The 23,452-nt window shown below is 43.8% G+C and carries 19 protein-coding genes; 4 read left to right on the top strand and 15 right to left on the bottom strand.

Annotation, left to right across the window (positions count from 1 at the left end; translation table 11 throughout):
- The 3 genes from J7623_RS12895 to J7623_RS12885 form a co-directional block, all read right to left on the bottom strand.
- A partial coding sequence (locus J7623_RS12895; protein ID WP_291920705.1) for a DUF6443 domain-containing protein occupies nucleotides 1-454 on the bottom strand: 454 nt, incomplete at its 3' end.
- Nucleotides 455-479: 25 nt separating this feature from the next.
- Nucleotides 480-3,794: a hypothetical protein gene (locus J7623_RS12890; RefSeq protein ID WP_291920704.1), complete on the bottom strand. Its 3,315-nt coding sequence runs from the start codon at nucleotides 3,792-3,794 to the stop codon at nucleotides 480-482.
- 448 nt (nucleotides 3,795-4,242) lie between these two features.
- Nucleotides 4,243-4,551, bottom strand: a complete 309-nt coding sequence (locus tag J7623_RS12885; protein ID WP_291920703.1) for a hypothetical protein — start codon at nucleotides 4,549-4,551, stop codon at nucleotides 4,243-4,245.
- 209 nt (nucleotides 4,552-4,760) lie between these two features.
- On the opposite strand from J7623_RS12885, the gene J7623_RS12880 reads away from it, so the two are divergent.
- Nucleotides 4,761-5,231, top strand: coding sequence for a DUF2867 domain-containing protein (locus J7623_RS12880; protein WP_291920702.1), 471 nt, complete (start codon nucleotides 4,761-4,763; stop codon nucleotides 5,229-5,231).
- A 160-nt stretch (nucleotides 5,232-5,391) separates the two neighbouring features.
- On the opposite strand, the gene J7623_RS12875 is transcribed toward J7623_RS12880, so the two are convergent.
- Nucleotides 5,392-5,655 carry a hypothetical protein gene (locus J7623_RS12875; RefSeq protein WP_291920701.1) on the bottom strand — a complete coding sequence of 88 codons (264 nt, stop codon included), beginning with the start codon at nucleotides 5,653-5,655 and terminating at the stop codon, nucleotides 5,392-5,394.
- Between the two features lie 18 nt (nucleotides 5,656-5,673).
- Nucleotides 5,674-6,411 (bottom strand): protein phosphatase 2C domain-containing protein, encoded by a 738-nt coding sequence (locus tag J7623_RS12870; protein ID WP_291920700.1) that lies wholly within the window; start codon nucleotides 6,409-6,411, stop codon nucleotides 5,674-5,676.
- A gap of 145 nt (nucleotides 6,412-6,556) precedes the next feature.
- Between J7623_RS12870 and J7623_RS12865 the strand changes: the two genes are divergently transcribed.
- Nucleotides 6,557-7,519 carry a D-2-hydroxyacid dehydrogenase family protein gene (locus J7623_RS12865; RefSeq protein WP_291920699.1) on the top strand — a complete coding sequence of 321 codons (963 nt, stop codon included), beginning with the start codon at nucleotides 6,557-6,559 and terminating at the stop codon, nucleotides 7,517-7,519.
- Nucleotides 7,520-7,570: 51 nt separating this feature from the next.
- Here the strand turns inward: J7623_RS12865 and J7623_RS12860 are convergent, their stop codons facing one another.
- From J7623_RS12860 to J7623_RS12835, 6 genes are all read right to left on the bottom strand, one after another.
- The gene (locus tag J7623_RS12860) at nucleotides 7,571-8,884 is read right to left on the bottom strand and encodes a RagB/SusD family nutrient uptake outer membrane protein (protein ID WP_291920698.1); all 1,314 of its coding nucleotides are present in this window, start codon (nucleotides 8,882-8,884) and stop codon (nucleotides 7,571-7,573) included.
- A gap of 20 nt (nucleotides 8,885-8,904) precedes the next feature.
- Entirely contained in the window at nucleotides 8,905-12,039 is a 3,135-nt protein-coding gene (locus tag J7623_RS12855) for a SusC/RagA family TonB-linked outer membrane protein (protein WP_291920697.1), read from the bottom strand.
- A 205-nt stretch (nucleotides 12,040-12,244) separates the two neighbouring features.
- Nucleotides 12,245-14,722 (bottom strand): glycoside hydrolase family 9 protein, encoded by a 2,478-nt coding sequence (locus tag J7623_RS12850; RefSeq protein ID WP_291920696.1) that lies wholly within the window; start codon nucleotides 14,720-14,722, stop codon nucleotides 12,245-12,247.
- 101 nt (nucleotides 14,723-14,823) lie between these two features.
- The gene (locus J7623_RS12845) at nucleotides 14,824-17,208 is read right to left on the bottom strand and encodes an ABC transporter permease (RefSeq protein ID WP_291920695.1); all 2,385 of its coding nucleotides are present in this window, start codon (nucleotides 17,206-17,208) and stop codon (nucleotides 14,824-14,826) included.
- Nucleotides 17,209-17,347: 139 nt separating this feature from the next.
- On the bottom strand, nucleotides 17,348-17,812 hold the full coding sequence (locus tag J7623_RS12840) for a hypothetical protein (RefSeq protein WP_291920694.1): 465 nt from the start codon (nucleotides 17,810-17,812) through the stop codon (nucleotides 17,348-17,350).
- A 26-nt stretch (nucleotides 17,813-17,838) separates the two neighbouring features.
- Nucleotides 17,839-18,207, bottom strand: coding sequence for a hypothetical protein (locus J7623_RS12835; RefSeq protein WP_291920693.1), 369 nt, complete (start codon nucleotides 18,205-18,207; stop codon nucleotides 17,839-17,841).
- 45 nt (nucleotides 18,208-18,252) lie between these two features.
- Here J7623_RS12835 and J7623_RS12830 point away from each other — a divergent pair, with 45 nt between their 5' ends.
- Nucleotides 18,253-18,648, top strand: a complete 396-nt coding sequence (locus J7623_RS12830; protein WP_291920692.1) for an SRPBCC domain-containing protein — start codon at nucleotides 18,253-18,255, stop codon at nucleotides 18,646-18,648.
- A 115-nt stretch (nucleotides 18,649-18,763) separates the two neighbouring features.
- Here J7623_RS12830 and J7623_RS12825 read toward each other — a convergent pair whose 3' ends face one another.
- The gene (locus J7623_RS12825) at nucleotides 18,764-19,402 is read right to left on the bottom strand and encodes an SMI1/KNR4 family protein (protein ID WP_291920691.1); all 639 of its coding nucleotides are present in this window, start codon (nucleotides 19,400-19,402) and stop codon (nucleotides 18,764-18,766) included.
- Nucleotides 19,403-19,441: 39 nt separating this feature from the next.
- On the bottom strand, nucleotides 19,442-20,269 hold the full coding sequence (locus tag J7623_RS12820) for a metallophosphoesterase (protein ID WP_291920690.1): 828 nt from the start codon (nucleotides 20,267-20,269) through the stop codon (nucleotides 19,442-19,444).
- A gap of 212 nt (nucleotides 20,270-20,481) precedes the next feature.
- Between J7623_RS12820 and J7623_RS12815 the strand changes: the two genes are divergently transcribed.
- A complete protein-coding gene (locus J7623_RS12815) occupies nucleotides 20,482-21,996 on the top strand; it encodes a malate:quinone oxidoreductase (RefSeq protein ID WP_291920689.1) in 1,515 nt (504 codons plus the stop codon).
- Between the two features lie 144 nt (nucleotides 21,997-22,140).
- Here J7623_RS12815 and J7623_RS12810 read toward each other — a convergent pair whose 3' ends face one another.
- Both J7623_RS12810 and J7623_RS12805 read right to left on the bottom strand, forming a co-directional pair.
- On the bottom strand, nucleotides 22,141-22,491 hold the full coding sequence (locus J7623_RS12810) for a hypothetical protein (RefSeq protein WP_291920688.1): 351 nt from the start codon (nucleotides 22,489-22,491) through the stop codon (nucleotides 22,141-22,143).
- A 38-nt stretch (nucleotides 22,492-22,529) separates the two neighbouring features.
- A complete protein-coding gene (locus J7623_RS12805; protein WP_291920687.1) occupies nucleotides 22,530-23,444 on the bottom strand; it encodes a M23 family metallopeptidase in 915 nt (304 codons plus the stop codon).
- Nucleotides 23,445-23,452 lie beyond the last annotated feature (8 nt).

Here is a 23,452-nt window from a genome sequence, read left to right as displayed (position 1 = left end):
TGCCATCCTGGTAAAATGCCTGCTGAGCGGCAAATGGATCCGTTTTAAATTTACCATCGCTTACGTTATCACTTTTGGGAACATAAGGAAGATACTTATATATTTCTCTACCAAAAGCATCGTAAGTTATAGGTTCAACAAGATCTTTACCCGATGGGCTTACTCCCTTATTTACCGTTTGCAAAAGCCTGCCAAGGCCGTCAAAATATTTTGTGCTTTGCTTCACAGCGGCTAAATCAGAAGAAGTACTGACTGCAATCGGATCTGCTATTGGAGCACTGGGTTCCCAACTACGTACATAATTGATCGATGACATTGTATAACCTGATGGGATTGCAACCGGGGTAGCATTAGCTCTTGCAATTCCGGCAGGTATATTCTGAGCGTGCAATTCGAATGAACCACACACAAATAATAGGGGGTAAAGTATTTTTCTAAGACAAATCTCGTTCATAGTGCAATTCTAAAATGGAGGAAATTTATTTACTTAAAGGTTGCTGATACTGATAATCCATTAACTTTAAAATCTTACCATTTTGGTCTTTAATCAGCTTCAGTCTTCCAAAACCATCATATTCATAAAAAGTACGCCTTGATGCCTCATCTGTTACACCTGATAGGCCAAGTAATGGGAAATAGGAATAAGTATTAATCAATGTTCCTTTAAGTGTAGCACTGTTGCGTAGCTTATTAAGCTCAGTCTGTAATATCTGATCAGTCGCGGGGTTTTGTATGGTTGCATCATCGACCAATAATTTAACAGTTTGGTAATTACTGTTAAGTACCCTTGCAACTGGATACAAATTATTATATCCCCATAAATATACTTCATGTACGTTATTGCTGTTTGACTGCTCCAGGATATTGCCGTATTTATCGTAATCAAATATTTCAAAGCGATCTTCCGAAGCATTACTGCCTAATTTCAACTTAAATTTCTTCAGCGCCAGCAAGTATTTGGAAGTACCCCAAAGATTGTATTCATAATGCGCTTTTTGCGTTAATACATTAGATTCGTAATCTTCTTTCTCTATTAACTTCTCCACCATATTTCTTTGCACCATGGAGTCTATTACAATAGACTCTTGTGGCGAAATACCTGTTATTCCTCCCTTATCCTGTGGATACCTGAAAATACTTTTTACGGCATTTCCTTTACTGTTGACTGTCTGAACAGTTGTAGGCAATAAATGAGCTACATTCTGATAGCTATAGTTGGTCTCTACCTGTAAACTGTCATTATCCGTAAAGTCTTTTTTAATGGAAGAGATCATCTTCTTAACACCTGAAACTACCGGATATTCAAAATAGGCAAAATCCTTATCAAATCTGGATTCCATTGCCGGTGTACCAAGGCCTATACAATTTCTTGTGTTAGGGTAAATTATTTGCTGTCTGACTTTGAGGCCATAGGTGGTGTCGAAAAGATAAGTCTGATAAGTATTTTTCACCTCTGATATCAACTGATATCCGTTATCTTTTTTCTTGTAAATACTTTCTGATAGCAAATGTCCACTCTTCCAGTTTGCGCTGACCAATAACTGAGGATCAGGATAACGGTAGTCAATTTTCTCATCTAATTCAAATTCATACTTATTGACCACTTTTCCGTTGTCGCCTTCGGGCCCTACTTCATATTTAGCTACTTCTGGATAAAACACAGTACTACCACCAATATCAGAATATGAGAATATTGGTTTACTTAATACCTGAAGCACGTTGTAAGGCTGCGCAATTACCTCAGGCCCTCCTAAACGGGCAGGATAGCAATACATCCCTTTCTGCTCGTAAGTACGACTAGTAAACATCAGCGGGAAAAAGCTAACCATTCCATTTCCTGATTCTTTTTCGCCATATCTGTAATCTTCCTGTTTTACTAAGTTGTTGGTTGAAGTATATGATTTGATACTCTTTATCCTTAAGCCGGGGCCTATTTGTACCGTAGGCTCATAATGCTTGTTTCTTCCTGCCCAATGGAGCGTGGCCACCACCTCATCATCTGTGTCATCATTGGGATCTGCAGGATTAGGGGATATATGAGCCGTTAGGCGGTAACGGTCTCCCTGGTTTATTGCAACATTGAATTTTCTCGATTTTGGCTCCCCGGGGAATGTTGTGTACTTATATGATATTCCTGTTGTTAAATTCTGAAACAAAACATAAGGCTGGGTAATATTACCCGTTAACGGTATAAGTAGCTGCATTTCGGCAGGTAATACATCGAATTCACCAATAGTAGCATCTGCCACAAATTCAACAGTTCTATAAGTCACATCTGGTCCATCGTCTTTCTTTGCCGCAACAAAATAACTTCGCCCCGGGTCCTCCACCAATTTGCTTGTTGCAATCCTATTTGCTTCAAACTCAAAATCTGTATAGCCACCTGTTGGATACTGTATTCTCTTTAACATACCAGCCTTCATGCTACTTTCTTCAGGATCACGCTTGGCAGGATATATTATTGAAGAAGTGGTGGTGAAGCCCAAATCTCTGTCAGTAAAACTATACTCTCTTCCAAAATCATCCAGTGGTATTAATTGCTGATTCTCGGTATGCCCGTTATAGTATCCCCACCAATCAATTCCACAATTCATACGAGGCGGCAGCTTGTACTGTTCCTCATATTGCATTTTATACGTTAGCACGGAGTCCTTGGCATCACCCACCTCATTGATACCTGTTAATTTCAACCGATATTTATCCCGGGGAGAAGCATAGAAATTAAAACCATCATTCGAAAAGAAATAATCATGGGTTAACGCCATTTTCTTAACCACTCTGGTGCTATTCTCCACAATAACAGAATCTAATACGAGTCCTCCAAAATCCATCCTGTCAGACTGTCCGGGTACAAATCGAACCCTCCCTCCAGGAAAAGTAATTTTGCTGACATAATAGTCTGTAAACGAATTGAAAATATTGGTCCTCGTCCAACCTGTTGATGACACGAAACCTATTTGTGTACAGTCTCTGGTGCCATCAGAGCAGCCAGCAGGGGTATGGGCAGGAATTCGCCCAACAGTAAGACCATAATCGAGTGACTGCCTTGGCCCCTGATTAGATCCGGCATAATCAAATGAAAGAGTATCTACTTTATTATCAAGTATAATTTTAGTTAGATACCAACTGGTAACCGGCCAGTATTGTATTCCCCCATTTTCCGAATAGGACGTACTAAAGGCTGTCTTCTCAAATAAATATGTATTCCCATTAGGATCTACTACAGAAAATAAACGATCTGCTGTATAAGTAATTTTCAAATTGTTGTGTGGTACCGCCCTTATTTCCCTATTGGGTCCAAATACAAACTTTCCTGAAAATCCGGCAAAGCTATAATAAAATATATCCGGCTCACTGTCCTGCTTCCTCTCAGTGATATCAAGCAGGGTCATATAATCTCCCAGCCCCACAGCAGCCTCTCTCTTTATTGGATGATAAAATGATCCATAACTATCATCATCGGGAACTCCCATGGTTGTTCTGGTGATGGCACCACCAGCAGTAATATTCCAACCTAATCCTATCCAACTGGCATAATCATCGACCTTTATGCCGGACCCATGATAATCAAAGGAAATTGGAAGTGAGAAGTTCCGCACATTAATAGTATAAACAGGGATACTAATAGATGGCAATCCAGTAAAAAGACTAACAGGGTAAATACCATATTTGGTTATCGATGCGGCCTCCGGTGATGGGCTAATCAATTTAGGTAACGTCGGGCTTCCTGACTGCGCTGCAAGCATAAGAGGAAATATCAAACAACAGTACAAAATAACAAAGGTCTTCTTCATAAACTATCTAAATATGATTTTATTGTTTCAGGATTAATTACAAAAAACTCCACCAATGTCTTCCAGAGCTAAAAACTTTAAAGAAGTAAATTAGGGTTATGTAAAATTGATTCTATTCTAATCATTCTGACAAGCGTCTTGGCATATCAGTACATTCTGTCACCACGTTAACACGGGAATAACGCAGGTCAGCATACAAAATATTTATAGATTGTTCAGACAAGGCGGGTAACGGGCACAAGTACTTCATATAGGTATTAGGTTATCAGAATATCTCGAAGCAATATTACTTGTTTTCTATCAAATTGGCTCACTTCATTTTAAATTAACATCCCGTTTTATTAGCCACACCCAATATCAAAGCATACTTTTTATTCTTTCGTTCGATAAAATGTATTAAAGCATTATCAAGCATACAAATTAAAAGGATTATTTACGGGATATTCCCCTACTTCCCTCCCACATACTTCACTGCTGCCTTTGCAAACTTCACCCATTGATCGCTATAATCGCCCGGCACCTGCACCCATTCCTTCATTGCTCTATTTTTACCTGAAGGGTCAAATAGCATAGCGCCGTCTAAACTTAGCGCCTCTCCATGTACATCACCCGCCAACTTAAAAACCATTTCGTTTTGAAAAAAACAGATAAATGCTTTTCCATTAATTTTAAAGCAGGGCTTCCCGAACATCTGGCTTTGTTCTGCATCTTTGATTTTTTGTCCAATGGAGAGATATAGTGTTTCTTCGGTAGTCATACGTTTGTTGTTTTTGAAGCGTGGCTTCTTTGTTAGTGTTTGGGGGTGTTTTGTTATAAAGCAGGTTATATCATCTGGAACAGCAGACAATTTTAGGGTTATCAAATATATTAAATCCCATGACTTCTACAAATATCTTCTTCATAAAAAATCATTCCATACATTCGCAACCATTTTACAGGAATGAGATGGAGATAATAATGAAAGACATGTCAGCACATACCACGGTACCAACCAAAAATTGCTACCGTGACATCCGTACTGCAACTATCGCTGATCCTGAACAAACCCTGTATAAAATATTTTCGATAGGAGGTACTACAGGCTGGTACTACGCCAATTGGCTCTGGCAACTAAGAGGCTTTATAGACGAGATCTTCGGGGGCCCTGGGCTTCGTCGTGGACGCAGCCATCCAAACAACATTCATACCGGGGAAGCACTGGATGTATGGCGGGTGGCTTATGCCAACCGGGAAGAACGAAGACTGTTATTATATGCAGAAATGAAATTACCCGGGGAAGCCTGGCTGGAATTTTATATTGATGAAAATAACGTATTACATCAAACTGCTACCTACGTAGCGCATGGACTGGCAGGGCATCTCTACTGGTACGCAGTACTGCCTTTTCACGGCTTTATCTTCAAAGAAATGATAAAAGCGCTGGCGAAAGCGCAATAATTTCCTGTTACTATTCCCGCGCGGCTAGGTGCAACGGCAGCATAAAAAGTACCTTCACTTTCTGTCCCCGCTCCCGGCCAGGATGCCATGCCGGCATCATTTTCACCACGCGCATTAACTCTCTATCCAGCGCTCCTTCACTTCTCTTTTTTTCCGCCAATCATACATCACTTATACAACCTGATGTGTCTATAACAAAGCTGACAAAAGAAGAGAAACGCCCCTCTTCCGCTATTTCATTTGTCAGATGGATATTCTTCGCCAGATACGTGGCCAACGCTATTTCACCTCCCGGGAATCCAGGTGGCGTTTCTACAAAAGTATACACACTGTCCTGGTTTACTTTCGTCTTAACAGGATGCTTAGGTAGTTGACCTAAAGTGCATAAAGGCAGCAGCAGAAAAACAAACAATAACGATCTCATAGAACAAATTGATGAAAATTATCTTACCATTCGTATCACCGCCAGGTCATCCGTATGATTAAGTCCATACCGATGTTCCAGCGTTTTTAACTTCATAGGCAACATCTCCTCATTGCCGAGGCCAGTACCATCCTGCAACAAAAATGCAACGGGATCAACGAACTCGTCATCTGCAGGTACGGCTAACCTGGTAAATGATTCAATACCATCTGTGGCAATACTGATATCCTGCAGCGTGTCAATAGTAATTCGCTGCCGTTGGGCATGATACCAATCCTCAAAATCAGACGACAAATGAAATCCAAGATAGTCGGGTTTATTATCCTGGTCGAAAGATATTACCACGCCGTTAATATTTACGACGCCATCACCAACGGCTAATAATACACCTTTATCGGTTCGTGTATCTGCCACTAAAATAATTAAGGTAGTTAACAATTCCTCCCGCTCCAGTTGCAACTGGTTTTTAATTAGATTGATTTCTCTAAACAGCTCCCGTAATATTTCTTTGAGATACTTATCGGGTGTATAGGCGGCCAACTCTTTTGTATAGAATTCCTTATAACCAATCGCCTTGCAAATCTTACGTAATAATTTGCCCACTATCGTAGCCACCAGGTAGCTGTCTTTTCCCATGGTGCAGCCATCCATTACGGCACAAACAATTTTATCACTTCCAATGGTATCTGTAAAAAGGTAATCCTCACAATGATTGATGTGGTAGGCGCCGATGCGCAGGGTCGTGTATAGGTGCATATTCAAACGGAGGGAAAGGTAACAACTTTTTGTGAATGACAAAAAACATTCACCTCTACGCCTATCTGAAATATCATCGCTTAAAAAATAAGGTGGGCATCTCCCTATAAAAAATTAATTTGCATACCTCATTAAAGCCAGACACATGAAAATAGCTATTCTGGATGACTATCAACATATTATCACGCGTCTTGATTGTTTTAAATTACTGGCATCACAAGACGTAACTGTTCTGCATCATACAGAAAAAGACCCTGCATTGCTGGCTGCACAATTGAAAGATGCACAGGTGCTGGTATTAACCAGAGAGAGAACGAAAATAAACGATGCGTTGTTAGCCTTACTTCCCAACCTGCAACTTATCAGTCAAACCGGTAAAATAGCCGCACACCTTGACCTGGCCGCCTGCACCAAACATAAAGTTGCCGTAGCAGAAGGTATTGGTTCTCCTATTGCCCCCGCAGAACTCACGTGGATACTGATCATGAATACGCTCAGACAAATTCCCGCTGCCATAGAAGGCATGAAAAATGGCCAATGGCAAGTGAATATCGGGACTACCGTTCATGGGAAAACAATCGGTATCTGGGGATACGGAAAAATCGGGAAAATGATTGCCGGATATGCAAAAGCTTTCGGCGCCAAAGTACTGGTATGGGGGAGTGAAAGTTCCAGGGAACAGGCGGTACAGGATGGCTTTGAAAAAGCAACAACGAAGGAAGATTTCTTCCAAAACTCAGATGTGGTATCTCTCCATCTCCGGCTAAACAGCAGCACTGCCGGCATTGTAAAAGCGGCCGACCTTAGCCTGATGAAACAGACTGCAGTATTCATTAACACATCCCGCGCGGAACTCATTGAAAAAGGAGCACTGTTGGCGGGTCTTAAAAACGGCAGGCCCGGATTTGCCGGCATAGATGTATACGAAGAAGAACCGATATATGATACCCAATCCGAATGGCTGCAGATGCCCAATGTAGTATGCACCCCACACCTGGGCTATGTGGAAAAAGATAGCTACGAACTATATTTCGGAAAAGCGTTTGAAAATGTCATGAGCTTTGTAAATGGCCATCCGGCTAACATTGCCAATCCGGAGGTGTTATAAACAAAAAGGCCGCCACGCGCAAATGCGTGGCGGCCTTTTTATTTGAATGCTTTAAAACGCCGGATCTGCCGGTGTATTCGGATTATCGTTCCTTTCTACAAAAGGATATGGGAAATAATTTCTTCCACGCTCGGCTTGGGGTCTTCCAAACCTGCGGTTATCTTCCAATTCCTGCCCACTCATAAACAGCTCTATCCGGCGGTGTTTATAAATCAACGTTAACAAGTCAGCTTCTGTTGCAGCCACTGCAGGCGGCAATTGTGCACCTACACCAAAAGCATCTGCCGACGGCGATTTGGTAACCACTTTATTCAACTCGGCCAGGCCAGCAGGCAAGTTATGCTGACGTGCATAGCATTCCGCTTTTATCAGTGTTATTTCTCCAGGGAGGTAAATGGGTACTGCCGTGACATTCGTCTTGAAAAAGCCGTTGATCAGCAAAGCCGGTTTCTTCGGTGGCGCCTGGTACAAAATGTAAAACGGTATCCGTTGATCATTCTTATCAGGCCGCAAACCCACCGGCAGGCCCATCGAAGAATCCGCCACGTTGTAGATATTACTTGTAGCCGTAACCAGCGTAAATACCGGGTTGGTGATCTGCTGATTAAAAGCGAGTACGGATGTCACCTTTAGATCTACTTTATCAGCTGCTGCCAGCGCAGTGGCGTAATCACCGGCACATAGCGCATACCTGGCTTTCAGGGCATACAATGTATTAATGATGTTCACCGTGCTGGGCACATTAGGCGTAAAATTACTACCAATGGGCGTAGTAGCTATGGTATTGAGGGCATTGTCCAATGTGGCCACCGCTAAAGTATACCCCTGGCTGCCCGGAATAAATTTAACATCGTTGGTTACGGTATCCGGCCTGCCCATACTTGCCGGCACCTGCTCCCAAAAATTCGCCTGTACACCTATCGCCATCGCTTTGAATATAGAGGCGTAGGCAATAATACCACTGGCAAATCCTTTGTCAGTTACGATGGCATTGGTTCTACGCATGATGCTGTCGGCCTCATAACGGATTTTATTGCTTACCCCCCACATCTGGGTCACCACAGCATTTGTATTTTGTATCTTGGTACCACCGTCACCCACCTGCGCTTCATCGGTATTCCCCCTGTTAGTAACAAATGTTTCATAGCACAATAAGCTGGCGGACGTCACGGTGTTATATAACAGTCCTACCCTGTCTTTCGCATACCATGCCTGTAGCCCTACTGCGTCGGCAGCCAGCGTAGCCGGTGTACTGTAGGCCTGCTCTGCGGAAGGACCGGAAGGATCAGCATAATCTTTTTTGCAGGCAGTGATCAGCGAAAATAGCAAGACCGTCAATATGCTATATGGAATATATCGTTTCATAATGGATCGTGTTTGTGAGTTTAAAATTTTGCGCGTACAGAGAAATTAAAGCTTCTTGGAATAGGTACTGCGCCAAAGTCGATGCCCCGCAGAACAGTGCTTTGTCCGGCTGCATTTATTTCAGGATCATATCCTTTATAGTGATCCCATGAAATCAGGTTTCGTCCACCCAGGCTCAATGATAAGTCACTCAGTCCTTTCAGTTTACCAAAATCATAGCTGAAGGACACTTCACGCAATTTTATGAAAGAACCATCGTCTATGCGCCATTCCTGTATATTGTAGTTCCCTGAGATAAAACCACGCGGTAATAATCCTTTGTCTTCCTGTTCTGCTATCTTCCCATTATCTACTCCCTGCCTGGTTCTGAAGTCGGCATTAAACACATCTACGCCTTGTACGGCATCTAATTGAATATGTAATCCTAATTTTTTATACTGGAAGTCATTGGTCAGGGTGGCTGTATATTTCGGGTTAGGGTCGCCAATTTTTTTATTCAGCACAGATGCCCCTGTTGTTGGTGGCAGGCCGGTGGCCGGATCACGTGCTACCGTATATGTAAGTGGCGTTAGCTGCTTACCGGCTTCTGTTACGGGAATGCCGGCTGGCGTTTTCAGGATATTGCCGTTGTTATCACGGGCAAAGAAAGTACCGTAGAAGAAGCCAATAGGCTCTCCATTAGCAATACCTATCGGTGCACCGCCCACTGTGTTATAAAGGATCAGCGACTGCCCGATATCTACCGCTTTATTTTTATTGCGGTTGTAAATAGCTGTCAGGTTCCAGCTGAAATCTTTTGTTTTTACCGGCGCAAGGTTCAGCACTACTTCTACACCTGAGTTCTGTAGCGTACCGATATTGTCCAGGTAGAAAGAATAACCATTAGTAGGCGCAATAGCACGGCTAATCAGCAAATCTTCTACACGCTTTTTATAGTAGTTAACGGAGAAGGATATACGATTATTCAGGAAAGCCATATCCGTTCCTATTTCCAGCTCCTTCTGCTTTTCTGGTTTCACATTCGGATTGGTATAAGTGGAAGGCGACTGAAACGAGGATGCTCCAATAAAGGCAGTAGCATTATAAGTATTATAACGGCCATAAGCGGGGATACCGGTCAGGTTGCCTGATTCCCCATAGGCTGCGCGGAACTTCAGCAAATCCCACCATTTGGCAAGGCCGGAGTTTGCCCAATAATCTGTTCCGGACAATACATAGCTACCACTTAATTTAGTGTAAAGCTGATTTCTTTCATCTACACCAAATACCGATGAGCCATCTACGCGCAATGCGCCTGTAAGAAATAACTGGTTGCGGTATTTAAAATTCTGTTGAATATATTCTCCGGAAACAGATAACTCTGTACGCTGATCAGCGCCGGGAATAATGGTGGTGGCCCTGTCAGCGGTTTGTACAAACGGAGGAAGCCCACGACCTTGTTCCAGCGTGTAATGCATACGCTGGTATTGTACAGAATAACCTACCTGTGTAACCGAAGTGAGTTTATCATTGATATCCCAGTTATAAGTAGCATTCAGGTCGTGGTTAATCATAAAGGAATTGTTGTTCCCGGCACTGGCATATCCATTCTGTGCCGGATCCAGGGAAGTACCACCACCGTAGAATCCGGGACTTACAAAATAGGCGAAGGCTGGCATAAACGTAGTTCCTTCCTGGTTGTAATTATCGATACCCATGCGATAATCTACGGTCAGATTTTTAATTGGCCGCAGCTTAATGCCGGCGCCGGCAATTATTCTCCCTATATGTTGTTGCTGTTTAAAATCTTCAATCACAGATACCGGGTTTACCCTTCCGCGCTCTCCCACCTTCATCAACTGGCCAAAAGCATTGCGTTGCTGTATATCGTAGTAGTTACCGATGATTGTAACGGAATTCATGGGAGAATAAAAGGTATTACCATCCGGCTTCTCATTTGATTTGCTGTACACATAGTTCAGGCTGGCATTGAAGCTGATCCAGCTGGCCAGCTCCTGGTCGAGGTTTACACGGAAACTGTACCGGCTGAAATCTGTATTCTTGATGATACCCTGGTTATAAAAGTAACTGGCGGAAGCATAATACTTTGTCTTGTCTTTACCACCGGCTACAGAAATATTGTTGTCGGTACCTATACCGGTCCTGAAAATATAGTCCTGGTAGTCGTACCGTTTTACCGGTGTAGTACTCACCACAGCCGGCGTTAATATGTTCTGTGTAGAGTCATCCGGCGATCCCCCGAATTTAACCGGCGCTTCGTTGACGTCCAGTTTTTTCCGGAGCTGATTCATTGATAGCGTAGTAGAGAAATTTACTACCGGGGCGCCGGTACTGCCTCTTTTAGTGAAGATCTGCACCACGCCGGCATTGGCACGGGAGCCATAAATGGCGGCCGCAGCGGCGCCATTTAATACTTCTATTCTTTCGATGTCAGCAGGATTGATGTCAGACATGCGGCTTTGCCCTACGTTACCTACAAATTTATCGGCGTCGGGTCCGGTACCATAGCTGGGATCGGCATTAGTAACGCGGGTGGTAGAGTTGTCGATAATCACTCCATCCACAATATACAGCGGCTCTGTAGATCCTGATATAGTACTGATACCACGGAGTTTTACAGAGACGCCACCAGCAGGATCGCCTGAGTTTTGTGAGATCTGTGCGCCGGCGGTTTTACCTTGCAGGGCCGCCAACACGTTACCGGTACCACCTTTACTCAGTTCATCGGCTTTCACCGTGCTGATGTAGTTACCTAACTGACGCCGGGTGGTACCTTCAGAAGTACCGGTTACTACTATTTCGTCCAGTTTGGATACGCTGGTGGTTAATTGTATATTTTGTGTGTAGCTGCCATTGGCATCATTCACCACCAATACACTTTCTTTGGGAGCAAACCCAATCCCGGAATATGCCAGGGCATAATTACCCTTTTGAATATTGGCAGTAAAGGAGTAGCGGCCATCACCGTCTGTTTGAGCGCCTTGTTTGGTATTTTTAACAATCACGGTGATACCGGGCAAGGGAGTATTTTGTTCATCCGTTACCCGCCCGGAAATCTTCACCTGCGCCATGGCAGAAAAAACGAGTAGATTTAAAAGTAGCCATAGCAACACGGGTCGTCCCTTTGCTATTGTAGTTGACAAAAATAAGTGCATAAAAAAAGTTTGATGAGATGTTTGTTGGTTGATTACAGGTAATGGGTTTGTAAATAGGACTATCCATGCTATTAAATCTTAGCCGGCCTGGTGTTTCATAAGCTTTTTTTGAATTTTGTATATTTATTGGGTAACAAAGCAGTTAGACAAAAGTTGTGATAAATAGTTGGGCAGTACGTTTTTAGGTGAGTAATGGTGGAAACAGTTATTTCAACACTGCTTCCAATGTTGAAAAATGATATCCTTTCTTTTTCAACGTCGTAATAAGCGACGAAAGTTTGTTGTAAAATTTATCGGTACGTCTTGGATCAGTACCTATATGCATCAATAATAAAAATCCGTTTAAACCGCCGGGATGATTCGCTTCATATTGCAACACCCGGTCATAAATAGTAGCAGAAGACTGGTATTGTTTTCCCATTTCCGGATAGGTATAATCCGCATTGGAGCCTGTTCCCGGTGTAAAGTTGACCAGGTGTACACCCGCGCTGGCAGCCCATTCCGTAATACTGTCATTATACCATTCATAAGCAGGTAAAAACCAGGGAGTAGTTTTTCGGGAGATACCAACCGCCGCCATGCTATTATAATTGGCGGTCAGATCGTCGAGGAATTGTGATTTGGTAACCAGGAGGCTGTCGCGTTGTTGCCAGTCGCAATACAGCAAATGCTGATCACCATGCGGTCCCAGGTAATGACCATCGGCTTTCAACTGCTGTATCAATGCCTGTTTTGACGGGTCCCGGTAAAATTTCCCGGTAAAGAAAAACGATGCTGGTATTTGTTGTTGCCGCAGTGTAGTTCTTATCACGGCACCACCGTCTGCAAATTCATCTCCTGTAAAAACAAGTGCCAGCTGCCTGCGACTACTATCTCCGCGGATAATACCGCCATGATCGTATTGCCGCTTCCCGGCTCCTTCCTGCGCTTTGGCCGCCAGGAGGTATACCAGTGAGGCAGTACCGTCCATGGTGGGTTCATTGGTACTATAATCACCATCATCATCGTGGTATACGGCTAAGTCGCTCTGGAAGGCAGCATATTCATCCGGCTTTGACAAACGTATGCCGATAAGATTTTTGTAAATGTTGGTGTACACCGGGCCATCTACCAGGCCACCATCTACCCGGTAATGTCCAATAACGGAGAAGGCGGAATGTGGATCTTCTGGTGTATCTCCGTTTGCCGGCAAACCGTATACCATGCTGGTTCCCCAGGGATTGCAACCAAATAGCCAGTCGATATTGGCTTGTTCTAATGCTTCAAAATCCCTGCTCCCCGTGAGCTGCCGGTACCAATAACACTGGATGGCAAATGCGGCGGTAAGATTATTACTGCACCAGATAAAGGGCACGCCGCGATAAAACGCATTATGCTGCGCCTTGCTCCATACTTTTTGGATGCCTGATTTATAGTAGCTGATCAGTTGTTGCTTCTCTGCACGGTTGCTTTGTGTAGCCAGTGCATAATGCCCGAGGTTGATGAATGGATACCATTGATAATGATTAGCGGTATCTGCTCCCAGCCAGGGCGTTACTTTTTCCTGTTGTGCATTTTGCCAGGCGGCTTGCTGGTAACGTGGTTCACGGGTAACCTGGTACAAGGTGGCTGCTGCCAGCTCCATGTCATCTGTCCAGTTGTCTTCCGCATAAATATAAGGCGATAGCGTAGAGGCAGTCTGACAAACGCCCGGCTGTGCCAGTCCCATCTGATACGCGGAAAACGCGCGTTGCTTTAACAATTGCGCATAGGCGGTATCCGTTAGTTGAAATAAACGATAACCCAATGCAAATGCGCTGGAAAACTTACCTGCGGTAGAAGCTACGCCGGTACTTTTATTTTTATACTTCCCCAGGCCCTGAGGGAGTCCGGTGCAAAAGTAAACGGGCCGTTCAAAGCCTTTGCCGTAAAAATTATCTTCTCCGGGCAGGCGCATGCCGTGATGATCACGGTCATCTGCTACCTGGTTAAACATGATTTTACTATCCGGGTGCATTTTCAGCAGCCAGTCGAGGCCCCAGCGGGCTTCATCCAGCACGTCTTTTACATGATTAGGGCCAGGTAATCCGTTGGCAGCATATTGATCACCAAATACGCCCGGGAAGTCGCGGTACGCGGCCAGCAAATGAAAGGTGGCGTTGGCGGAGGTAGTAACATATTGCAGGTAGTCGCTGGCATCATGCCAGCCGCCGGCTACATCTGCATGGGTACTGTCCGGCATAGGCCCGTACATGGTGTATCCGTCGTGCGTATGACAGGAATCTTTTAAAAAAGGATTAAAGCCACTTCTTTGTTGCCGCATATAACGCAATAGAAAATCCGGCGTACCTGCGTAAACGTTATCGGCTATACGAAAAACAGGAGAAACGGTTGTTCCGGCTTTCAGGTAATATGTTCCTGTCTCTTTAAAAGCAGTAAAATCCAAACGGCATGTTTGCTGAAAAGGTCCATAGGCGCCAAATGCAGCGCTGGATGTACCCGTGAATACTACTTGTTGTGTGTTGGCTGATATCAACTGAAAGCTGTGAGGCGATACACTTTCCTTTGCGCCCCATACCGCTGCTTTAACACCACCAGGAAGATATCCCAACTGGTTAATGCGTATCCATGAAGATGACGCCTGGGCCGGGGATTCCAGCATCCATAAGCAAAACAGCAGTAATACTAAGCAGGTGTTTCTCATCGTGGCAGATCTGGTTGTAAATCCTTACACGATAAAAATACTTTTTTTACTGCATAGCAAAAAGAAATAAATTACTTAATCGTTTTCGCTGTGGTGATGAATTACTCTGCCCGCAAGCTTTTAACAGGGTTAGCCATAGCAGCTTTCGCTGCCTGATAACTCACCGTTATCAACGCAATCAGCAATGCGCCAACGCCGGTGAATACAAATATTTCCCACACAATACGGGTGTGATAATAATACTGCATTAACCATTTATGTAAGAAATACCAGGCAACAGGAATAGCCAGGCAACAGGAAAGCGTTACGAGTATCACAAAATCTTTCGACAACATCTGCCAAAGCTGAAATACAGAAGCGCCCATCACTTTGCGGATACCAATTTCCTTGGTTCTCTGCTCTGCTAAGAAAGAGGCCAGTCCAAATAAACCAAGACAGCTGATCATAATAGCCAGTATCGCAAAAAAAGTCGATAGCTGCCCGATGCGTTCTTCTTCCCTGAATTTCTTTGCATACTCTTCATCTGCGAATTTATATTCAAAAGGTGCAGCAGGATTATACTTTTGCATCACCTGCGCGATAGTGGCCAACGCCTTGCTGGTGCTTATTTCCGGGTTAACCCGGAGGTTCACAAAATTGCCACCTTCTTTCAGGAAGTAATAAATGGCAGGTTGCACCGGCTCGTAAGGCGATGCCATGATCATATTTTTAACCACCCCCAACACATGAAAATTCTCATGATTTCTCCGGATAGTTTCACCCACAGGATTTGTCAGGCCCATATATTTCACGGCAGCTTCATTCAATATCAGCCCCATGGAGTCTGTGGCAAACTGTTCAGAAAAATCACGGCCAGCCACAAATTGCCAGTCTACTACTTTACCATAGCCGTACTTTGCGCCAATTACAGAAAAGTTATTCTGTTGGTCTGATGTACGCCCTTTCCATTCCCAGTCGCCGGAACTGGTCCAGATGTCCGTTATCGGGCCCTGTGATTCTGACATTTCCGTAACGGCACCACTCGCCTTCAATTCACGCTTGATTACATTAAAGTTCGAATAGATTTCCGGAGTAGTCATTTGTATAGAAAGTAATCCATTGCGGGTATACCCCACCGGTAGATCTTTGGCAAATTGTATCTGCCGGTAAATAACAATGGTACCGATGATTAAAATAATTGACACAGTAAATTGTACTACTATCAATGTTTTGCGGGGCACAGCGGCATAACGGCCAGCCCGGAAAGTGCCTTTTAATACCTTCAGCGGTTGGAAAGAAGAAAGATAAATGGCGGGATAACTACCTGCCAGGATCCCTGTAAATAAGCTAAAACCAAGGCCTGCTATCCAAAATCCGGGGCTACTCCACGGGATATGAATATGTTTATCAGCTACCTGGTTAAACCATGGCAAAGCCGCCAACACAAATAATAAAGACAATACAAAAGAAAACAGGGCAACCAATACAGACTCGCTCAAAAACTGACCAATCAACTGACCACGCATAGATCCGATAGCTTTACGGATACCTACTTCTTTGGCGCGTTTCTCTGAGCGGGCAGTACTCAGGTTCATAAAATTGATACATGCCAGCAGTAATACAAAAACGCCAATGATGCCAAACAACCTGACATAGCGAATTTGGCCACCCGACTGCACGCCATTTTCAAAACCGGAATAAAGATGCCATTTACGCATGGGATGCAGGAAAAGCTCTATTCTATAATTCTCCTCTTTGGGGGTGTGCAGTTGTTTCACATTTTTTATCTTCTCTGACACTTTATCAAAGTCAGCATTATCGGCCAATTGTACAATGATGTGCATGGAGTTGAAATCCCAAAGGTCTTTTGCATTTTTCACCCAGTCCCATTTAGTAACATACAGCTCCCAGGGAACAATATAATTAACGCCATTGATGCTGGTATTTTCCGGCAAATCTTCATACACACCGGTGACCTTTACTGTGAGCCCATTATTGTTATCCAGTTTTATAAGCTGGTCCATAGGCTCCCTGTCACCAAACAGGGACCTGGCAAAGGAGGCCGACAATAGCACACTGGCGGGGTCTTTTAACCCTGCGCGACTGCCCTTCAGCATCTTCAGGCTAAATAGTTCCGGGCCACCAGGCTCCATGAAAGCACCTCTGCTGGTAAATTTTTTATCGCCATAGCCGACAGTATGTGTACCGTCGCTGGCCAGTATTACCTGTTTAAAATCATTGGGATAATTGTTCCTTAACTCCGCGGCTAACGGCATCGGCATTGAGTTAAAGGCCCCTGACTCAGTAGGGCTGATGGCCCGCTGCCATACCATAGCAATACGATCGTAGTTGTTGTGGTATTTATCAAAAGATATTTCATTCCATACCCACAGGCCAATCAGCATGGTAACCGCCATACCGGCAGATAAGCCAAAGATGTTGATAAAGGAAATTTGCCTGTGCTTTAACAAATTTCTGAGCGCAATTTTCAGGTAGTTCTTTACCATAACAATTGGTTTTAGAATCGGGCATGTTAAAGACACAAGAAAACTGCCATAGTTGCAAGTCTTTACTGTAAAGGGGTTACAGCTATTACCTGCGCTGGCTTTGTTCATAAATGAACAAAATATGACCGGAAATGAACAGTTAAAGCGCCAGTCCGGTGAGCTCCTCGCTGATCATATCAAAAGTATGTTCACCTATACTATCACGATTTAGCCGAATCACCTTTGTTTTACCCTGGTAAATATCCAGGTAAGGAATAAATCGCTTGCCTTCTTTTCCGGTTTTGAAACGCAGCTCCCAGAAGGGGATTTGTACTGTTTGGGGTTTAGAGAATAAGTTATTGCTGGTAATAATGACAGTTTCCAGTTCATAATCGAAATGAATAGATACGAGCACTTTTTTGTAGATGGTGTCTACTAAAAAATACAAGGCTATCAATCCAAAAATAATCCAGGTAACAGCACCATCATTAAATTTCCGGGGAACGAGAAACCCGGCTATAACTAACACGAGTATCATGAACGCAAGCGTCCCGGCTAGTCTGGCCAGTCGTTCGCCCGGACTTCGCAATTTTTCATTGTACAGCTTTTGAGATACTTTCATCATATAGGATACATAACTTTAAAACAATCTTACGCTGGTTGTTGTATAATCACACAAACATCTTCCTTGTCTTTTAAAGCAAACTCGAGTGCGCCCCAGGGTTGCAGGCGTATATCAGGCATATTGGGGTGTAATAATTCGGGATGGGTTTCTTTTACCAGTGCAAATGCAGCTTCAATGTCGTCTGTTTCCAGCCGGATCTGGGGCCTGTCTTTGATAGCCCATTCATGACTTTCAATGAGATGAATCACCAGGGTGTCCCGTTTGATGATGCAGAAAGGCTGTTCTCCATTATCATCTCTGTAGGCAATAACAAAACCGAGTGTGTCTACAAACAGCTGCAAACCCACATTCATATCTGAATAAAATATATTTGGGATCAGTTTGGTAAATTGCATACACTCAATTTTTATAGAAAAATAATTAATTCTAGTTTTGAAACCATGAAAGATTATAAAAAACATTTTATACTGGCTGCACCGCCGGAAGAAGTTTATGCGGCACTCACCAATCCCGCTACCATTCAACTGTGGACCGGCGAAGTAGCGGAAATGTCTACAGAGCCTGGTTCTGAGTTCTCTTTATGGGAATCCAGTATTGTGGGGAAAAACCTGGAATTTGAACAGGATAAAAAAATTGTGCAGCAATGGTATTTCGGGGATGATGACGAGGAAGATATGGCCAATGCTTCTATCGTAACTATTAAGTTACATCCTTCTCCCAAAGGTACCGATGTGGAATTGAAGCATACCAATATCCCCGACGAAGCGTATGAAGATATTACAGAAGGCTGGAATGACCAGTATTTTGGGGCGTTGATTGATTTTTATAAAGAATAGGAAAAAGCATAAAGCTAAAAGCAAAAAGCTATTGCAGCGAATGACCAGCGCGTATATTGAATCCGCTATAATGATCCGCTACAATAGCTTTTTGCTTTTAGCTTTATGCTTTCTCCTATCCTTTCACCTGGTATGGAAAACTACTGTCCAGCCATTCGAAATTCATTTCCTTCTCCACAATATCATGCAGGGCCACATTGGTGAGCCGGCCGAAATCATACACGGCTTCAATAATTTTAGCCTGACGGGGTGTCAGATAAGGGCTGTGAGTGCGCAGGAAATTGCTGCAATTCTCTTTCATATTGCCATGTACAATCAGCGATGGAGACTTGGGATCCAGGTCTGTTACGGCTTCCAGCATCTGCAGGAAGATGAAATCCTGCAGGTTTTTAGCCAGTATGCAAGCTTCGTTGGCATCATGAAATACCTGTACAATAGGTACGTCTTCACCATTCTGTAAATTGAAGTAGAAGGCGAACCAGTCGCCCGCGCCGCTCATGGCAAAAGGAACAAACTGGTGAACCGGATCAGCAAACAGTAACCCTTCGTCCATTTCTTCATCTACTGTAGTCAACGCCATCACTTCCAGGTCGTTGGCATAGAGCAATAATGGAGGAGCAGTTTTAATGGCAGGATATACTTTATCCAGCCAGTCTTCGCCAAACTCGCCCCAGTCGAGCATTCCATCTTTATATAATTGTTTATAGAGTGTTGGATAGGTAAATCCGTAGTCTTTTTCAAGTTCCTCCAGCATAGTTTTTCTTTTAGCATCCCGAATGTACGGGCAAAATACCTAAACTTTCGGAAATACGCGCTCGTTCTGGCGGGTCAGCGGGTTCATGATGAAAGAGAGCAGGCTGCCATCTTCTTTCAGCTCTACTACCCGGAAGCCGTGGTAGCCAACGCCCCAGCTACCACCGATATGGCCGTCGAAGAGGAAGGGTATTTTACTGTCGTTCAGCATTTTCACGCTGTCCTGGTCGTGGTCATGTCCGTTGAAGATAGCCCTGATATTAGGGTACTTTTTGATCAGCGCCTGGAATTCTGCACAATCCAGCCCGTTATCAGTCCATTTTACGGGTGTGATATGTAAGAAGATGAATATATTATTGGCGGCTTTGTACTGCTCCAGTTTACGGGCAAACCATTCTACATCGGGACAAAGGTATTTTCCTTTGTCATCTGCGGTGTTGCCAAGTAAAATTACCTGGTTGCCGATCACGATGTCGTGGTTCAGGGGTATTCCCCAGGCCTGTTCCCAGGCTTCGGCAGATACCATGTCGTGGTTACCATGTGTGACCAGCAATTTCGGGTGTAGCTGCTTTAATTTGGCGGCTGCCGGCAATAGCAGGGCGGGATCATTGTGAATGATATCGCCGTTGAGTACAAAAAATTCGCAGGGATACTGTTGTTGGTATTGATGAAAGGCCGTTTGCAGGTCCAGGAAATACTGTTCGGAAGGTGTTTTGGGCTCCCCAAAATGCCAGTCGGACCCCACCGCAAAGCGGAAAACGGTTTTGCTGTCGAAGTGCCGGGGATTTACCGCAGATACAATTTTGCCGCTCGCGGAAATAATGACTGCGGCGGATACTCCTTTTAAAAATGTGCGTCTGTTCATCATATAATAAAAATAATATTTCCGGGTAGTTCATTATTAAATAGCGGGATGTTTAACTAAAATATAAAATCCTGCGTACCGGTTCATCTATTCACAACTTTCAATCCATTCAGAAAGAATTGTAATAATATTGTTAAAGTGTAGTAAACGACCAATTTAATCACCCTGCATAATTGTTTTGATTGTAACTTTGCACCTCGAATAAAAATGGGGTTATGTTTAGAAGCAAGCGTACAGCTGGAACAGGTCCGGATGTGGTTTTAATCGGCGCTGGAATTATGAGTGCCACCTTGGGAATGCTCCTCAAAGAGCTGGAACCGGAATTAACCATTGAAATTTTTGAACGACTGGATGTGGCGGCAGCCGAAAGTTCCGATGCATGGAACAATGCTGGTACCGGTCACTCCGCATTTTGCGAGTTGAACTACACACCGCAGAAACAAGATGGATCAGTAGATATTAAAAAAGCGGTGAACATTGCAGAGCAATTTGAAGTGTCTCGCCAATTCTGGTCTTACCTGGTAGAAAATAACATCATTTCCAATCCGCACGAGTTTATACAAAGCGTTCCCCATATGAGTTTTGTTTGGGGAGAAGAAAATGTGGATTACCTCAAAAAAAGATACAAAGCCCTGCAGCAGTGCCATCTTTTCAAAACCATGGAATATTCTGAAGATCCGAAGCAACTGGAGAACTGGATGCCATTGGTGATGAAAGGACGGGAGGCTGGTCAGAAAGTAGCTGCTACCCACATGGAAATGGGTACAGACGTGAACTTCGGCGCTTTGAGCCGCGCATTGTTTCACCACCTGGAAAAACTGGACGGCGTATCCATCCACTTCAATCATGATGTACGTGATTTCAAGAAAGAAGAAGATGGTAGCTGGACGATCAAGGTAAAAAACCGCGAAACACGCGAAAAACGAAACATCAACACAAAATTCGTCTTTATAGGTGCAGGTGGCGGTTCATTGCCATTACTGGAGAAGTCAGGCATTCCGGAAGGAAAAGGTTTTGGCGGTTTCCCGGTAAGTGGTCAGTGGCTGCGTTGCAATAATCCTGAAATTATAGCACAACACCGTGCAAAAGTATACGGGAAAGCCTCTGTAGGTGCGCCTCCTATGTCGGTACCTCACCTGGATACCCGCATGATTGATGGCCAGAAAGCCCTGCTGTTTGGCCCTTACGCCGGGTTCTCCACCAAGTTCCTGAAAAACGGTTCCTTCATGGATCTGCCGCTGTCTATCAAAGCGAATAATATTCGTCCGATGGTATCTGCCGGGCTGGATAATATTCCGTTGACCAAATACCTGATTGCACAGGTAAGACAGAAGCCGGAAGACAGGCTGGAAGCCTTGCGCGAGTATTTCCCTGAAGCGAAGATGGAAGACTGGGAACTGGAAATTGCCGGACAACGCGTACAGGTTATTAAAAAAGATCCTGAACATGGTGGTATCCTGGAATTCGGTACAGAAGTAGTAAGTGCTGCCGATGGCTCCATTGCAGCCCTGCTGGGTGCTTCTCCGGGCGCATCTACCGCAGTTTCTATCATGTTGAACCTGCTGAAACGCTGCTTCCGCAACGAGGTAGAAACCGAAGCATGGCAACTGAAACTGAAAAAAATGATTCCTTCCTACGGACAATCTCTGCTGAACAATCCTGCCATGGTAGACGAACTGCGTGTTTGGACTACCCAGGTATTGGAGCTGCGCGAAGTAGAGATGGCGTAAACTGTATACTGTTGAAAGGTCAGTCTTTCAATACAAAAGCTTACAAACCCGGCAAAGTACCCGGGTCTGTAAGCTTTTTGGTTTCATAGCATCAGATCAACAATAACCTTCATAATTATATTATATATAGGCACTTCAGACCCCCTATTCCAATGCATATAGCTTACTTTCATCTGATACCATACTGCCAGCAATAAATGTGTTGCCCTCAACCGTACGGGATTCCTGTACAACACTGATTTCAAGCCCTGTAACAGAGGGGGTAAATATCAATTCTGATTGAGGCGGACCAGCTACTATTTCCGGCACCACGGCAAAAGAGACCGTCGATGCCATATCTTCTACTTTATCGGATAAACCGCACCCTTTGCCAGGGAGAATAATATGGTTCCCCTGGTTAACAGGAAGAACTTGATAACTTTCTGCGATCAATAAAGCGCCAACTGCAACAAAAACGATACAGGCGGAGCGCCTTGAGAAAATGGGAGCTTTCATAATTGAATATTTATTAATAATAGATAACAGGAAATAGGTTAGTGGCAGTTATGCACCAATTGGCCGCCGGTAATATAAGTGGCTCCTGTATTGTTTGGAGTATCAGCTATCACAATATCATTGAATGTTATTGGCAAACCTAATGCAATCCAGAACTTGCGGCTATTTTGCAGATGAAAATGAATATGCGGCATGGTGGAGTGGCCACTATTACCACATCTGCCAATTAACTGCCCCTGCTTTATCACATCACCCGTACTTACAACAATACTGCCTTGTTTGAAATGAGCAATAAAACTGTACTCGTTGGCAGCATGCTGAATGATAACGTAGTTCCCCCTGAAATCACGGGACTTCCAGTCAACAGAAAGATCACCCACATGTGTATAATCCGGGATACTATTTTTCACCGCTACCACAGTGCCATCTGCTGGCGCAATAACTTCCTGATCAAAGCAGTAATAGTCATCAAGATGGTTTCCGGTGCCGTTATTGGGTTTATCATCGGTATCAGTCATAAAAAAATCATAGGCATAACGTTGTGTATACAAATTCCAGGAATGAGACGTATCGGCTGTAATACCTCCACGTCCTACTTTCCAGGTTCCCCGGAAAGGCAGGATGTACTGCACCTTATTTTGAAAAGTGGCAGGTGAGGGTAACCGATAGGAATAGAATACCAGAATATATAGCTGGCCCAGCAATTGTTTGGCCAGCAAAACGATATTAAAGGGATTGAGCAGACTTAAATATACACTCGAATAGTAGTGCGTAAGATCCGGTGCAGTGGTTGCTAATCCTGATTCCGGCTTTTTACTTCTGTATTTCTCCACCTTCCCGAGAATAACACCTATCAGATAAAAGGGAAGAAGATATAAAAAATGTTTATCACCAAAGAAACCTATTACGCCCAGCGCCCCGATAATTTTGAATACGATAACAACTTGCTTCATATTTATGT

It is taken from the genome of Chitinophaga sp. (assembly GCF_017745275.1).
Lineage (GTDB): Bacteria > Bacteroidota > Bacteroidia > Chitinophagales > Chitinophagaceae > Chitinophaga.
The sequence above is the reverse complement of the archived record's forward strand: the minus strand, read 5'-3'. Positions and strand labels throughout refer to the sequence as shown.